Source organism: Streptomyces sp. NPDC007901 (genome assembly GCF_042959465.1).
In the GTDB taxonomy this organism is placed as follows: Bacteria; Actinomycetota; Actinomycetes; order Streptomycetales; family Streptomycetaceae; genus Streptomyces.
In genome coordinates, this window is the sequence record NZ_JBIBKW010000029.1 from 1 (window position 1) to 13,124 (window position 13,124).

Sequence of the window (13,124 nt, forward strand, 5' to 3'; positions counted from 1 at the left end):
CTGTAGGGGAGTTGGGGAGTGCTTCGCACTCCCGGGGGCGGGTCCGCTGCGCTCCCCCGCCTGACGGTCCGTCCGGCTTCGCCTCCCGAACCTTGAGGCCCGCTGTCGCGGGCCGGGCTGGTTGTGAGGGTAGGGGTGTCCCTCGTTCGTGTCGGGTTTCACGATAGCAGGTGCATCAGGTTGATGCGGCATGTACCGTTGGCGGAAACACGAGACACCCCCCAACCAGACAGAGCCGGGGCGCATTTGTGAGAAAGCGTCAGGCCGATGTTTCGGTCCATCAATTCACGCGAGGAATCAAGAATTGGGAAGTCGCGGACCTCAGCCGAAGAACGGAACCCCGGCTAACGCAAAGGCTGAATTACGGCGTGCGGAGGTACCGGAGCCGAACGGCCCCTCGGGCCGGGCGGCGCAACCGAGTTCCGGCACCAGCAACGCCTTGCTGGTGCTTGTGTCGTCACGGCCGGCACCACCCGAGACTCAGAGCCGCTGGCGCCGCCTACGGTCCGCAGCTGGCTCACGGAGCTGCACGCGAAGCCGCCTCAGCCCCGACGGTGCCCGGCCCGCGGCTTCTCATCCGACATCAGATAGGGGCAGAGCTTACGTTTCTGCTGGTCACGACGCTGCACGTGGGTCGCTTGTGACTCCTGACAACGGACACGGGGCCCTTCTTACGTCCCTTCTGGGTAGACAGATCGGCCTTGAAAAGTCGGCATACCTGACGTGCGGACGCGCGGAAGGTCAGGAATGCCGACCTCTTGGCGCACGGAAGGTCAGCAATGCTGACTTTCCGTGCCGGAAGTCGAGCTGTCGGTGCCACACCCTCATGGATGCCCCGGCGAGCAGGAGTTCGTGCAGGAGATGTGTCACCCCTGGGGGGACACAAGACTCGCCGGAAGTCAGAAATGCCGACCTGGAGGTCAGAACTACTGACCTTCTGCTACGTTGCTGGACGCCCGGGATCTTGGAGTTTTGGAGAGCTGCTCGTGTCCGAGTCACAGCGCCGCCGTAGTGCTGCCAGGCCCGCGCCGAACCCGGGGCTGGCGCCGGACGATCCCCTGCGGGCATTCGGCGAGCGGCTCCGGAAGATCGACGGCCTGGACGACCTGGCACGGTCGTACCCGGGCCGCGAGATCACGGTCGGTCGCCAGCGGCAGCAGTTGGAGTTCTACTCCGACCCGGACCGGCCTAACGCCTTTGCGATGGTGGCGCTGGAGTTCTTCCTGGTGATCGCCCAGTACTACCGCGAAGCGCTGCCGCTGCGGCTGATCCTGCTGCTGATTGCCGGACAGAGGGCCGGCGGGCGGATCCCCCTCACCCAGGACGACATGGCGCAGATCCTGGACGTCCCTCGCCAGAAGATCAACCTGGGGATGAAGGAGATCATGAGCCACGGCATTGTGATCAAACTCGGGCGCGGGGTCTACCAGTTCAACCCGCCGTACTCCTACGTCGCGGCCGAACTGGTCCGGCTGTCCGACGGGAGCACCGAGTATGTTCAGGTGGACCAGGCCGACGCTCTTGCGGAGCTGCGGGCCGCGAAGCTGCCGGACCTCGTCAGGTTCCCCTCGTTGCAGCACATGCGTGAGGCGATCGATGAGTTCCGCAAGGAGCGGGCACAGAAGCGTAGGGAGCGCCGGGAGCGGTTCGAGGCCATGACGACGGACAAGGAGGGCGATCGGTGAGCAGGGGCATGTTGTTCGCGCCGGTCAACGCGGAGGGCGTCGTCGCGGCCCTGGACCTGCCGGGGCCGGCCTACCGCGTCCTGCTGACCCTGCGGTCGCGGAGCGAGCCCGGCGGCCGCGTGGAGATGGGCCAGAACCAGATCGCCGTCCTGCTCGGGCTGAGCCGTCCCAGCGTCACGTCCGGCCTGCGCGAGCTGATACTCGCTCGGCTGGTGAAGAAGCAGCGCAACGGCGTCTACCGCCTTAACGCGATGCTCGCTTCGTACGAGACGCCGGCCGACGCCCGGGCCGCCATCGACGCCATGGACCCCGCGGACCGGCTGGACGACCCGCACTTCGTCGCCCGCTACCACCAGGCCGGCCAGGACTACCGCGACCAGCTCGCCCGCGACCGCCGCAAGAAGCTTCACGTGGCCTGACCGCGCCCGGCCGGCACCACGGCGCTGCACCAGATCCACGGTGCAGCGCCTTTCTCGTGTGCTTCCAGGGCGGTACATCCGGACGCCGACGACCTCGGGCACCGCACCCGCGTCCCGCTCGCCGGGCGCCGGCTCGCCGAGGCCCTGCTCACGCAGCTGCTCGCCGCGGAGCTCCCCGCGATCACCGAGGCGGAACTCGCGAGGTACGGACCGGAACCCAGCTACCTGACGGTGTCGATCGGCCGGGACGTCGGCACCGTGCCCCTGGACACCCGACTCGTACGCGGGCTGACCGCCCTGGCCGAACTCACGGCCGCGAACGAGTGCGGCCTGGACGGCGAGCGGTGCATCTGCACGACACGGCGGGCCGTGCAGCAACCGGAAGCAGCGGGGCGAGCGGTTCCGGTGCAGCGGAGCAGCACAACCATTTTCCGGGCGCGGCGGCCAGCGGTCCCGCTGCAGCGCGCGAGCAGCGCCGTGCCGGGACCTGTTGCTGCCCGACCGAGGCCGGCCTGCTGCTCGTGCAGCACCCTTGTGCCACACGGGTCGTGCGAATACTGCGCCACAGTCCCCGACCCCGGGCAGCAACCGTCCTTGCACCCTTCACCACCAGGAGCAGCAGCCGGTTGCCCAACGCTGCTGCACGCTGCAGGCCGGGAAGGGTGCAAGGGCACTGCAACGTGCAGCACGCAGCAACGGCGGACTTCACCAGGAGTAGTGGAGCCCTGCCCGGACGGGGGCTGAGCGACGGCGGATCTTGCACCCCATTAGTGGTTAGTGCAGACAACGGTTCTCTGCGGGTTGTAGATCCTTCCCCCTGAGAGCAGAGCTCGGTCCGGGAGCAGCCGAGAGCCACCGCGCGACGTGACGACGACGGCGAGACGATCGTGGAGCCGCACCGAGGGGATCAACGGCCCATCGGTCCCCCGGCGCTGTACGGCGCTGTGAGCGCCCCTGACGGCCTTGATCGCCCCCTCGGGGCTCGGAGGGCCTCAGAGCGCCACAGACGGCCGTACGGGGCCGGGAAGGATCATGTACGCGGGGCGCTGGCAGGCTGTCCTGTCTCACCGAAGGCTGATCGTTCTCACTGAAGATTGACCGCCTGGTCAGCGCCGCTTACCGAGTCCGGGCAGTCCGCCAGGCACCGTGCGAACGCTGCTAGAGGATTCGTCGGTGGCGTGCCGTTGGGCCGCAGGAGGAGAGGGCTTCCGCGGAGTTGTCAGCGATGGCATCAGAAGGGGTTCACCGCCCTGCGGGGCTGCCACGACGTCTCCTGAAGCTGAGCATGCAGCGAGTTCACCTGGGACCTGGTGGGAGTAGAGCCGCCCCGTCTGAATGTTGATCTTTGTCTTTGCACCGCAGTCGTCACATTCATGCCGGATGGCATTCGGGTTTCGCACTCTGCCCCCTACGAGTGGTCGCCGTCGGCGGACCTAATGCCGACTGGCTCCCATCGTGGCCCCTGAGCGCTGGCCTGCGGTAGGGCATCACGAGTTCCGACCAGTCAAACTCCGGTGAGAACGGTCAACCTTCAGTGAGACAGGACACAGGCCGTCGTCACCGGCGAGGGCAGATCACCGGGTCCCGTTCTGCGAGCTCTGCTCTCAGGGGGGAAGGATCTACAACCCGCAGAGAACCGCTATCTGTACTAACCACTAATGGGGTGCAAGATCGGTGTCACGCCACTCCATGCCGTCGGCGATCGTCTCGCAGTAGCCCAGGGCTGACGCCGTTTGCGTGAGGTCGCCCTCCGCCGCGGCCCGGCGCGCCAGCCACATCATCGTCAGCATGCTGTGCTCTGGCCCGTCCTCATCGGCGTCGGCGCCTTGCTCCAGGCGCTCGCGCAGCACGCGGTCGGCCTGGTCCAGGACGTCGGACCACACACCGCCGTACGCGGTCGGGTCGACGCCGGTCAGGGCCGTCAGCCACAGATCCGCGTGCGACTGGAGCACCTGCTCGGCCGGCCGGAAATCGAGGACCGTCCCGCACGGCATCGAGTCCTGGGCGGCGTGGGTCTGGGTGGCCGGCCACCCGGGCAGGCCATCGGAGTGCGCGGGGCACAGGAACGCAACCCAGGCCGTGCCGGGCCCGTCGCCTGCGGCCGGGCCTTCCCGGAGGACCGTCGACTTCGCCTTGCACTCCACGACGGTGCGCAGCGCAGTGAGCTGGCGGTGGGCGGACAGCTGCTGAACGAGGGAGGGCACACGGGCTCCTTCGGCGGCTAAACCTCGATGTAGGCGACGACCACGACGGTCCGCAGGGCGGTCACCCAGTACAGGAGGCGTACGCGCTCGACTTCATCGGTGTACTGGCGCAGCTGGGGGCCGGCGGTGCCACCAGGGAGCGGTTCGCCGACGTCCGGGTCGACGGAGACGACGACCAGGGCGCGGTCCAGGGCGTGGATCTCCGCCTCGCTGGTGATGTTCTCCAGCTGCTTGGCCGCGGAGTCGGAGAAGGCGATCCGGGCGCGGCGCGGGCCGTGCTGCGGGGCCATCAGGCGACGGCCGGGCGCTGGCGAGCGAGCCGCGCGAGGTGGGCCTCGCGCAGCTCCTCCCACGGCGTGCAGTCCTCCACTGAAGGCAGTCCGTTGGCCGCGATGTCCTCCAGGACGGCGGCGAACTGGTCGGCGTCCTCGCGGGTCTTTGCCGCGTACGCGCGCACCGCGTCGGCGGCCGCGGGCTCCAGCTGCTGCCGGGCGTGGTCGGCGGTGGCCGGCTGTTCGCTCATCGAGGGCTCCGTAGGGCGCGGAACTGGCGTATCCCCCAAAGGTATCGGCCGCCCCGCCTCCTGGGGACCACTCCGGACGAACCCGCCCGCACCCAGCACAGGGGCCCAGCTGCCTGGCCGGTGGGTCTGGCCGTCGGTGATGACACAGATCAGCTGAACAGTGACACAGACAGGCACGTCCACCTGGGCAAACAGGGGGGTGATGACACAGGTCGGCCGGACTGTTCATCACTCCTACCGCTCACCGCAGGCTGCTGCCCTCCAGGCGCCGCTCCCTGCTGGGCAGCCGGTAGGCCGGGTGCAGCCACAGCACGCTGGCGCACTCCCACCCAGCGAGTGAGGGTTCCTTGCCCAGGTACCGGTCCTTGTTCGCCGCGAACCCGTCTTTGGACACGTACACCGCGTCCCAGTCCGCTGCCGCCATCGCTTCCCAGTCGGGCGCGGAGAGGCCCATCAGGTGATCAAGCGGAAGCGGGAAGGCGGCAACCAGTCGGTTCAGATCGTCTTCGGTGTCGATGGCGTAGATCCGCGCCTCGGGTAGTGGTTCCACGACGATGGTCCAGGTGTAGGAGCCGTGCAACGAGGACGGCTTCCCGGTCAAGTCGCCCGGGTTCGCGCACCAGTCGGTCCAGGCTGTTCCTGTTCGGGTGACCGGGGAGCACCAGGTACCCCGTGCCGGCCTGTTGCTGTTCTCCAGATTGCTGACGTCCTCGAATGTGTCCGGGCGCGGTGGCCGGCCACCGTCCGCGAAGACGTGAGCGATCTGGGGCAGCAACTTGAGATCCATTGGCATCAATTCCACGCCGGGCATCCTTCCGCAGCTCGGATAACTGAACCCGGCCAACGAGCACGACGCCATGCAGCCTGTCCTCTGACACTGAACCTTGACCGGTCGCCACTGAAGGTTGATCGCCGCAGATCGGGGAGGTGGCACGGTGCCGGGTCTACAGCCGAATGAGACGGTCCCTCGAGCGGCAGATCTGCTTCACATGCCTCGGACCGAGATCATCTGGTCTACGGACTGCTGAAGCTTCGGCAGGAACGCCGTGATGGTCTCGTTGGTGGGTTCCTCACCGAGCAGTTCCAGAGCGGTCACGCGGGTGAGGACGATGTCGGCCTGGTAGACCAGGCCTGCGGCCCACACGTCCAACTCCGCTTCGGTGCCCTCGTTGCCAGGACCGTAGTTGATGTACAGAACGGGGAGCTCAGCGGAAGAGTCCAAAAGGGTACGGATGTCTGTGACGGTAACCTGCGGCGCTGGCCTGTCGACGGTCGGCTCCATGGAGTGACGCTCCTCCGGTTGATAGCCGAGTCAGCCTATGTCCGCTGCGACGATCGATCTTCAGTGTCACAAAACGGCGTTGGTCAACCTTCAGTGGCAACCGGTCAAGGTTCAGTGTCACGGGACACAGCCGGTCTGGCACCGACACGGACCGTAGTCGGGACCGGCCCGTGTCACGCTGATCGGCAAGGTGCCCAGGGCAGGGGCTGATCCCTGTCATCGTCGGCCGAACAGTCTGCGTGACACCCGGCGTGACAGCTGCGTGACACCCCTGGGGGTGACAGCGTGACAGTCACCTTCCGTGACTGTGGTCGGTGCTGGCCGTCCCGATAGCGCGGGCGAGGAATGCGGCGAGGTCGGCGGCGGCCTCGGGTTCGGCGGTGGCGAGCCGGGCCGCGAACGCCAGCTGGCCCATGTCCGCGGACGGGACCAGGCGGGCGAGTTCGGCGAGCAGCGCGGCGTGGGCAAGAACAGGTGGGGGCAGGAGGCCGCCGGCGGCCGTGCGCGCGGCAGGGTCGCGGTAGTGCCCGAGGTGCGCGGCCAGGGCGCGGGCGAGCCAGGCGTCGACGTCGGACTGGATGTACGGACCCGGCGCGGCGGGTGAGTTCGTTCCGGACGGCTTCGTCGCCCTCGCGGGGCTCGGCCTGCTCCAGCGTGCCGAGCTCGCGCAGCGCCTGGAGCTCATCGGCGCGGGCAGCGATCCGGGCGGCTTCGCGCAGTTCGGCTTCCCGGGCGGCGGCGGCCGCGGCTTCGGCGGCGAGCTCGTCCCGGACGGGCGGGTCGATGTCCGGGTCGTAGACCGTGTCCGGGGCCGCGGCGGCGAGCAGCTGGTCGATGCGCTCCCACTCCGCGAGCTCCGCCCGGCCGCGTTCGTCGTCGGCGAGGTGCTTGTGGCGGGAGTCCTGCCGAACGTCGAAGCGGGCTTCCTCGAGGGCCGCCGTGACGGCGGCCGCGGTCATCCCCCTCGCCCGGCGTCGTACCACCCTCCGGCCGATCCGCGCGTGGTCGCCCGGTTCGCGGGGCGCAGCCGCGCGGGGAACGGGACGGCGGACAGTGTGCCGGGGCGGCCAGGGGCTGCTCATCAAGGCCTCGCCTTCGGGGTGCGGAGTAAGGAGCGGGCCGCCGCCAGAGCGCTGTGCGACGGCCCGCAGAATATGTTTTATAGCAGGCCTTGAATTACGCGGGGTCAGAACTCTATCTCTATCGACTTCACGTGTGTGAAATCCGCTCGCAGCCCGGGGCAGCGGCTGCCCCAATTCGTGAAATAGGACTCGGTGATGGCCTCCGCGACGACCGGATGCAGGTCCTCCTCCGTCGCCCCTGCCTCCTGGAGACGGAGGATCTCGGCGGCGTGGGTGGGCGGGATCGCCGTGGTGATGAACCGTTCACGGCCGTCGTCGGAGCTGCCGGAGGCCTCGAACCCAAAGTAGGCGTACACCTTCACATGCATGCCGCCGGACGTGGCTGCGCGCTCCCTCGCCTGTGCCCTGACCTGTGGTTGCCACTCCGTGGCTGTCTCCTCCACCAGGGCTGCCTGGAGCCGCTTCTGAGGCTTCTTCAACTGCCCGGTGCGGTAGCGCTGCACCGTGCGCTGGGAGATGCCCAGACGTTCGGCCAGGGCCTTCGTCGACCCCTTCGCGCGCGTGAGGAGGAATTTCATCTGAGCCTTCGCGGATTTCGGCGCGGGCCGGGTGAACACCTTGCGCTCCGCCCGGGTGAGGGCGTCCAGGACCTTGCCGCCGCGCGCGGCCGGCTGCTGCGATTCGTGCTGATCATTCATGAGGACAGCCTCAGGCAGGTCGCCTGTGGACAGGTTCCGGCGAGCCCGGCCCTGGTGTCGAACCGGCGGCGGTGGTGACTCGCAGGATAGTTCGCCACTCGCAGTGCTATCTGGCCGCAACGGCGTCCTGGGCGGTCGTCTTGGCCCTGGAAGCCCGAGACCCCGGGCGAGGTCTGGATCGTAGTTGTGTCTGTTCCTGGGCGGGAGCGTCAGTCCCGTTCGACCTGTTCCGGGTTCGCCTGTTCCGGCAGGGGCGGTGATGGCGGGAACAGGTGGTCTTCCAGGGCGGGTAGCCCGAACAGCATGAGAAGCGGCACCGCTGGGCCGAGCAGAGCTATCACGATCACGGCGCCTCCCGCGAACTAGCGATCACGGCTGTTACTTGGCGGCAAGCCGGCCACGTTCACCGTGCGGCCGAACGGGGGACACCGCACATGGGGACGAGGCCCGTGTAGGCCGAACGGGTGATGTCTTGTCGTGCGGATGAATGGCCGGGCCGCGGTGGACCGCGGCGGCCTGGCGCGCTCCGGCAGCGCAAGTGCGGCTGAGCAACCCAGTCGCCCCGTGACACTCGGAGTCGCTGCCCTTGGAGGTGCCCGATGGTGAGGGGCCGACCGTCGGCCGCCCCCTGCATAAGGTGTGCAAATCTGACTGGCGGCAGAGGCTGGGGAACGGGTGACGACGCGGGAGGCACGCGATGCGTGAGCACTACCACGATGAACTGGATTCGATCACTGATGGCCTCATAGAGATGGCGAACCTCGTCGGCTCGGCCATCGGCCGAGCCACCACCGCACTCCTCGATGCCGATCTACAAGTCGCCGAGAACGTGATCTCAGGCGATGCGGAGATCGATGATCTACAGCGTGACTTGGAGGACCGCGCGATCGCGCTGTTGGCACGGCAACAGCCGGTCGCCACGGACCTACGGATCGTGGTCACCTCACTGCGGATGAGTGCCGATCTCGAACGGTCGGGAGATCTCGCCCAGCACGTGGCCAAGCTGGCGCGGCTGCGCTATCCCGAACAAGCGATTCCGCGCGACTTGCGCCGCACGATCCTGGAAATGGGCCAGCTCGCGCAGCGTCTGATGGCCCAGACCGCCGAGGTGCTCATGACCCGCGACGTTGACGCGGCGCTTCAGATGGAGCGGGACGACGACCGCATGGACGAACTGCACCGTGCGATCTTCCAGCACCTCATGGACGACCGGTGGCACCACGGGGTCGAGACGGCCGTGGATGCCACGCTCATAGGCCGCTATTACGAACGCTTCGGCGACCATGCTGTGGCGGTGGCCCGCCGCGTGGTTTTCCTCGTCACGGGTGAGCAGGCGGACGACCTGCTGACCGAACCGCCTGCGATCGCCTGACCGATCCCGGGGCGCTCGCACGCAGTAAACCCGGCCGGCCACGGCCAGCCGGGCTCACCAGGGAGGTCCGGACCACATCACCGTTCCTGACCTCCGCGTTTCCAGGCTACGCGCGCTCCGGCTGGTTACGCCCGCACCCGACGATCGGCGCGCCGCCGGATGACCGCAGGCGCAGGCTGGCCAGCTATCGCTGGAAGTCACAGGCGGTGTCGGCGGGTCGAACTACTGTTGGGGCCGTGACGACGTACCACTACCCCGACGATCTCCTCAAGGCGCAGCAGGACCTCAACGAGGTACGTGCAAGCCTCGAAGCCCTGGTCAAGACCCTGCCGTACTCCGTGGTGCCCATGGAGGCCTGGCAGCGTCCCGAGGGCTACTGGCTCTCCGCCTCCCCTTCGTACCCGGCCTCGCCGGGCTGGTCGGACCAGGAGCAGAAGGACGTCGCGGCACTGCGCGAGCGTGAACGTGACCTCGCCGCCGCGATCGTCACGCACGCGTTCTGGAACGAGGTCGCCGAGCCTCAGCGGCCCGATGCCCGCTCCCAGCTCAGGCACGCCCTCGAACGCGGGGACGGCGAGGGCCAGGAGGCCGCGTAGCCGTGGCGGTCACCCCGCCCGAGCTGCCGGCCGGGCACCGGCCTGGGCGTCGCGGGTTGGCCGTCACCGGTTGTGGGTGATGGCGGCGGTCCGGAGCATCTCGAACAGAGCGGGGATCTCCTCCTTGGTGGCCTTCGCCGACATCGCCAGGTACCCGATCACGGACAAGCTGAGCTCCCTGATCGCGGACCCTTCGGCGGTCTTGGCCCACTGCCGGTAGGCGTCGATCAGCACCGCGGTGACGGCTGCGGCGTGGTCGGCGTCCACCTTCGCGAAGGCCTCGGCCTTCTGGTCGTCGGCCAGGTCCTCGCCGATCCCGAGGCGGATGAGCATGTAGATCTGCCCGAAGCGGTCGGCGAGGTCGATGACCACGTCGATGATGTCCCGCTCGGAGTCTTCACGGCGGGAGAGCACGTCGACGGCGGTGTCGTCGCCGTCCCAGACTGCCTGGAGGTAGGCGACGGCGGCGAGGATCTCCTCCTGGGTCATGTCGGCCGCCGTCATGACGCCGGGCCCGTGGTGTAGACGGCTTCCAGGGCCCATTGGGTGCACACGTCGACCGCGGGCAGCTCGGACATCCGGCCGATGCCCCGCGCCAGCCCGCCCGAGTTGGCGGTCGGCGAGGTGGTGGGCCAGCGACGCGTCAGCCACGCCCACTCCGCGGCTGCCTCCCCCGGCGCGCCCGGATCCGCCAGCCCGAGGACCTGTCCCAGTGCGTGCACCGCCTGCGGTCCCTGTTCCAGGAGTTCGACCAGGTCGTCCGCACCCACCAGGTCGACGGGGCGGTCATCGCGCTCAGCGATTCCGGCGACGGCGACGGCCAGCACGCCGCGCACTGCCCGTTCGTCCCACGTGCCCGCCAGATGAAGGGTCGGCTCCGTGATCGTGGCCGCCCTCGCGACCGCCGTACGCCACCGCGCCGCGTCCATCTGCCCCGCCTTCTTCTGCCGGTCTGCGGAAACCGTACAGCGCGGATTTGTGCGGCAGACCCGCTCGACGCCGCGGAACACGCGGGTGTGGTGTCCGGCTGTGTGCCCTGTGCGTGCCGCTGCTGAGCTGGACCCCGCGCTCAGCCCGTTCGGCCGCGGCCTCGGCACCGGGGAGTAGCCCGGGAACAGCGGCGCGGTCAGAGGCTCCACACATCGCGAACAAGCAGGATGAGCAGGGTCGTTGCACGGCATCGGCGTCCCCAGCGGAAACCCGGTGCGCCTCGTTTCCGCCCGCGCGTACGCTGGCCGTGCCGCAGGCGTGACGACATCCCGCCCGGCACAACCCTGAAGGACTTCACGTGACCACGTCATTCCCCTTCCTGCAGGACTGGATGGACAAGGCCCCGCAGGACCACCCGCTGGCCGACCTGATCACCGAGGCCACCGGGAACAGCCCCGCGGACAACTTCGCCTTCGCCACCGTCGCGGCCTTCGAGAACATCATCGAGGCCCTGGAGAAGGCGCGGCCCGAGCGTCTCGCGGGGGTACGCCGCGACTTCCGCAACGCCCGCACCTTCAACAACGACCTGCTGATCGTGCGGGCCGAGATGGTCGCCGGAGCCAAGCTCGCGCGGGCCGGGATCCTCTTCGACTTCGGCCGGCGTAACGGCGCGACCGACCCGGACCTGGTGCTGCGGGAGATGAACCTGGGCATCGAGGTCAAGGCCCGCCGCCTGGACGGCCTGGAGGACCTGCGCGACGAACTCGCCGTCGCGCTCGCCGAAGTCGACACCAAGGTCCTCGTCACCGTCTGCCCCGACTCCCAGCCGCTCATCATCAAGGCCGACGTGCGGGCCAAGGTCGTCGCAGACACCATCCAACGGGTGCGCAGCGGGAGTCTGGGCAGTGCGGTGACCGAGGTGGAGCAACCTTGGTCGGCCCGTAAGCGCCTCCTGCTCAAGATCTCCATCCATGAGGCGGACAACTTGCCAAACGGGTCCCTGGTCACCGTCGTGAACGGCTTCTGGGACAGCGAGCCGGGCCCCCACATGCTGGACACGGAGGCACAGGTACTGGCCGCCCTGCATGACGAGCAGAAGATCCGACAGGCTCAGGCCATGCCCACCATCCTTCTGGTCGACGTGGCCCGCACGGGTTCCGCCTACATACGCTCCCCGAGGGTCTGGGCGCAGCGACTGGAGACGCTGCTGCCCGACACCACCCCGTTCGTGGGTGTTGCCGTGATGGTTCCGTCGGCCGACGACCCGGACGTGGGGATCTCCCTGGGGCTGCGCTCCAACTTGTCCGACCAGGATCGCGCCGCTGTGGACGAACTGACCCGCCGCCTCGGACTCACCGGAGTGTGACGCGGCCGGCCCCGGCGCCGGGGCGGATACGCGCGCGAGCCCGGGCCAACTGGTCCGGGCTCGCGGGCTGTTCGTGGGCCGTGCTGCTACAGGTCGAACTCGAGGTGTTCGATGTCGGTGAAGCGGACCTCCTCCAGCTGGCCGGCGCGGCGGCCGCTGTCCTGGAAGTACACCTCCTTGAGCGCCTCGGCCGCGATCTCCTTGAGCTGCTGCTCCGTTGCGCCGGCTTCCTGGGCTTCGAAGAGGCGGGCGGCGTAGCGGGGCGGCAGCGCGACGGTCAGGTGCCGAACACGGTCCTGGTCCGTCGACCCGATCGGCGCCGTGTACCCCATGCGGGCACGGGTGTCGATGACGATGCCGCCCGTGGTCGCCGCCTTCTGCCGGGCCTGCGCCCGGATCTGCGGCTGCCACCGGGCCTTCACCTCGCGCTCCAGGCGCGCGGCGAGGTCCGGGCGGGGCTTCTTGATCTGCTCCTTCACGTACCGTTCGACGGTGCGCTGGGAGACGCGCAGCATCTGGGCGACGGCCTTGGTGCCCTTGAGCTGCTTGACCAGGTACCGCATCTGCGCGCCCGCGCTCTTGGGCGCCGGGCGGGTGAACGCCTTCTGTACCGCGGCATCCAGGCCGTCCCCGAACAGGCTCATCGCGGTCTACTCCCCGCTGCTCTGGTGGTCGGTGGTGTAGGTGATCTCGATGTCGACCCATCCGTCGGCGGCGTAGTGCCAGTTCCCGGCATTCCGGGCGCCGTGTTCGGCGTGAAGCTCCAGGCTGGCCAGGAGCCGGTTCCAGGGGAGGTCCAGGGCGTCGGCTTCGTCCTCGGTGAGGCCGGCCACCGACTGCTCGGCCGCCCTGGAGACGGCGGACACGACGTCTTCGAAGGAGGCGACGCGAGCGGTGCCGGTGGTGACGCCGGATGGCGTGGTGAACGACCAGCGGGCCGCCCAGGAGCACGTGCCAGAGTGCATGG

Annotated in this window: 17 protein-coding genes; 7 read left to right on the forward strand and 10 right to left on the reverse strand. The window is 68.8% G+C overall.

What is annotated here, in order from left to right:
• Positions 1-986: 986 nt before the first annotated feature.
• Positions 987-1,685, forward strand: a complete 699-nt coding sequence (locus tag ACFZDK_RS49025) for a hypothetical protein (RefSeq protein WP_390983969.1) — start codon at positions 987-989, stop codon at positions 1,683-1,685.
• Positions 1,682-2,104, forward strand: a complete 423-nt coding sequence (locus tag ACFZDK_RS49030; RefSeq protein WP_390983972.1) for a MarR family transcriptional regulator — start codon at positions 1,682-1,684, stop codon at positions 2,102-2,104. Before ACFZDK_RS49025 ends, ACFZDK_RS49030 begins: the two co-directional genes overlap by 4 nt.
• Before the next feature lie 1,655 nt (positions 2,105-3,759).
• On the opposite strand, the gene ACFZDK_RS49035 is transcribed toward ACFZDK_RS49030, so the two are convergent.
• The 5 genes from ACFZDK_RS49035 to ACFZDK_RS49055 all read right to left on the reverse strand — a co-directional run bounded on the left by ACFZDK_RS49035 (position 3,760) and on the right by ACFZDK_RS49055 (position 6,113).
• Positions 3,760-4,308 (reverse strand): hypothetical protein, encoded by a 549-nt coding sequence (locus ACFZDK_RS49035; RefSeq protein ID WP_390983975.1) that lies wholly within the window; start codon positions 4,306-4,308, stop codon positions 3,760-3,762.
• Between the two features lie 17 nt (positions 4,309-4,325).
• Positions 4,326-4,598 carry a hypothetical protein gene (locus ACFZDK_RS49040; RefSeq protein ID WP_390983978.1) on the reverse strand — a complete coding sequence of 91 codons (273 nt, stop codon included), beginning with the start codon at positions 4,596-4,598 and terminating at the stop codon, positions 4,326-4,328.
• Positions 4,598-4,831: a hypothetical protein gene (locus tag ACFZDK_RS49045; RefSeq protein WP_390983980.1), complete on the reverse strand. Its 234-nt coding sequence runs from the start codon at positions 4,829-4,831 to the stop codon at positions 4,598-4,600. The genes ACFZDK_RS49040 and ACFZDK_RS49045 overlap by 1 nt, the downstream gene beginning before the upstream one ends.
• Positions 4,832-5,072: 241 nt before the next feature.
• Positions 5,073-5,633 (reverse strand): hypothetical protein, encoded by a 561-nt coding sequence (locus ACFZDK_RS49050; RefSeq protein ID WP_390983983.1) that lies wholly within the window; start codon positions 5,631-5,633, stop codon positions 5,073-5,075.
• A 183-nt stretch (positions 5,634-5,816) separates the two neighbouring features.
• The gene (locus ACFZDK_RS49055) at positions 5,817-6,113 is read right to left on the reverse strand and encodes a hypothetical protein (RefSeq protein ID WP_390983986.1); all 297 of its coding nucleotides are present in this window, start codon (positions 6,111-6,113) and stop codon (positions 5,817-5,819) included.
• A 301-nt stretch (positions 6,114-6,414) separates the two neighbouring features.
• Here ACFZDK_RS49055 and ACFZDK_RS49060 point away from each other — a divergent pair, with 301 nt between their 5' ends.
• Together ACFZDK_RS49060 and ACFZDK_RS49065 are read left to right on the forward strand one after the other, a co-directional pair.
• Positions 6,415-6,717, forward strand: coding sequence for a hypothetical protein (locus tag ACFZDK_RS49060; protein ID WP_390983988.1), 303 nt, complete (start codon positions 6,415-6,417; stop codon positions 6,715-6,717).
• Positions 6,692-7,288 carry a hypothetical protein gene (locus tag ACFZDK_RS49065; RefSeq protein WP_390983991.1) on the forward strand — a complete coding sequence of 199 codons (597 nt, stop codon included), beginning with the start codon at positions 6,692-6,694 and terminating at the stop codon, positions 7,286-7,288. Before ACFZDK_RS49060 ends, ACFZDK_RS49065 begins: the two co-directional genes overlap by 26 nt.
• Before the next feature lie 11 nt (positions 7,289-7,299).
• On the opposite strand, the gene tpg (ACFZDK_RS49070) is transcribed toward ACFZDK_RS49065, so the two are convergent.
• Entirely contained in the window at positions 7,300-7,893 is a 594-nt protein-coding gene (tpg, locus tag ACFZDK_RS49070; protein WP_390983993.1) for a telomere-protecting terminal protein Tpg, read from the reverse strand.
• Between the two features lie 697 nt (positions 7,894-8,590).
• Between tpg (ACFZDK_RS49070) and phoU the strand changes: the two genes are divergently transcribed.
• Positions 8,591-9,265: a phosphate signaling complex protein PhoU gene (gene phoU, locus ACFZDK_RS49075; protein ID WP_390983996.1), complete on the forward strand. Its 675-nt coding sequence runs from the start codon at positions 8,591-8,593 to the stop codon at positions 9,263-9,265.
• 236 nt (positions 9,266-9,501) lie between these two features.
• Positions 9,502-9,861 (forward strand): nucleic acid-binding protein, encoded by a 360-nt coding sequence (locus ACFZDK_RS49080; protein ID WP_390983998.1) that lies wholly within the window; start codon positions 9,502-9,504, stop codon positions 9,859-9,861.
• Positions 9,862-9,924: 63 nt separating this feature from the next.
• On the opposite strand, the gene ACFZDK_RS49085 is transcribed toward ACFZDK_RS49080, so the two are convergent.
• Both ACFZDK_RS49085 and ACFZDK_RS49090 read right to left on the reverse strand, forming a co-directional pair.
• Positions 9,925-10,350, reverse strand: coding sequence for a hypothetical protein (locus ACFZDK_RS49085; protein WP_390984000.1), 426 nt, complete (start codon positions 10,348-10,350; stop codon positions 9,925-9,927).
• Positions 10,351-10,361: 11 nt separating this feature from the next.
• A complete protein-coding gene (locus ACFZDK_RS49090; protein WP_390984003.1) occupies positions 10,362-10,790 on the reverse strand; it encodes a hypothetical protein in 429 nt (142 codons plus the stop codon).
• Between the two features lie 359 nt (positions 10,791-11,149).
• Here ACFZDK_RS49090 and ACFZDK_RS49095 point away from each other — a divergent pair, with 359 nt between their 5' ends.
• Positions 11,150-12,157 (forward strand): hypothetical protein, encoded by a 1,008-nt coding sequence (locus tag ACFZDK_RS49095; protein WP_390984006.1) that lies wholly within the window; start codon positions 11,150-11,152, stop codon positions 12,155-12,157.
• Positions 12,158-12,243: 86 nt separating this feature from the next.
• Here the strand turns inward: ACFZDK_RS49095 and tpg (ACFZDK_RS49100) are convergent, their stop codons facing one another.
• Entirely contained in the window at positions 12,244-12,801 is a 558-nt protein-coding gene (gene tpg / locus ACFZDK_RS49100) for a telomere-protecting terminal protein Tpg (RefSeq protein WP_390984009.1), read from the reverse strand.
• A 6-nt stretch (positions 12,802-12,807) separates the two neighbouring features.
• Positions 12,808-13,122, reverse strand: coding sequence for a hypothetical protein (locus ACFZDK_RS49105; protein ID WP_390984012.1), 315 nt, complete (start codon positions 13,120-13,122; stop codon positions 12,808-12,810).
• Between the last annotated feature and the right edge of the window lie 2 nt (positions 13,123-13,124).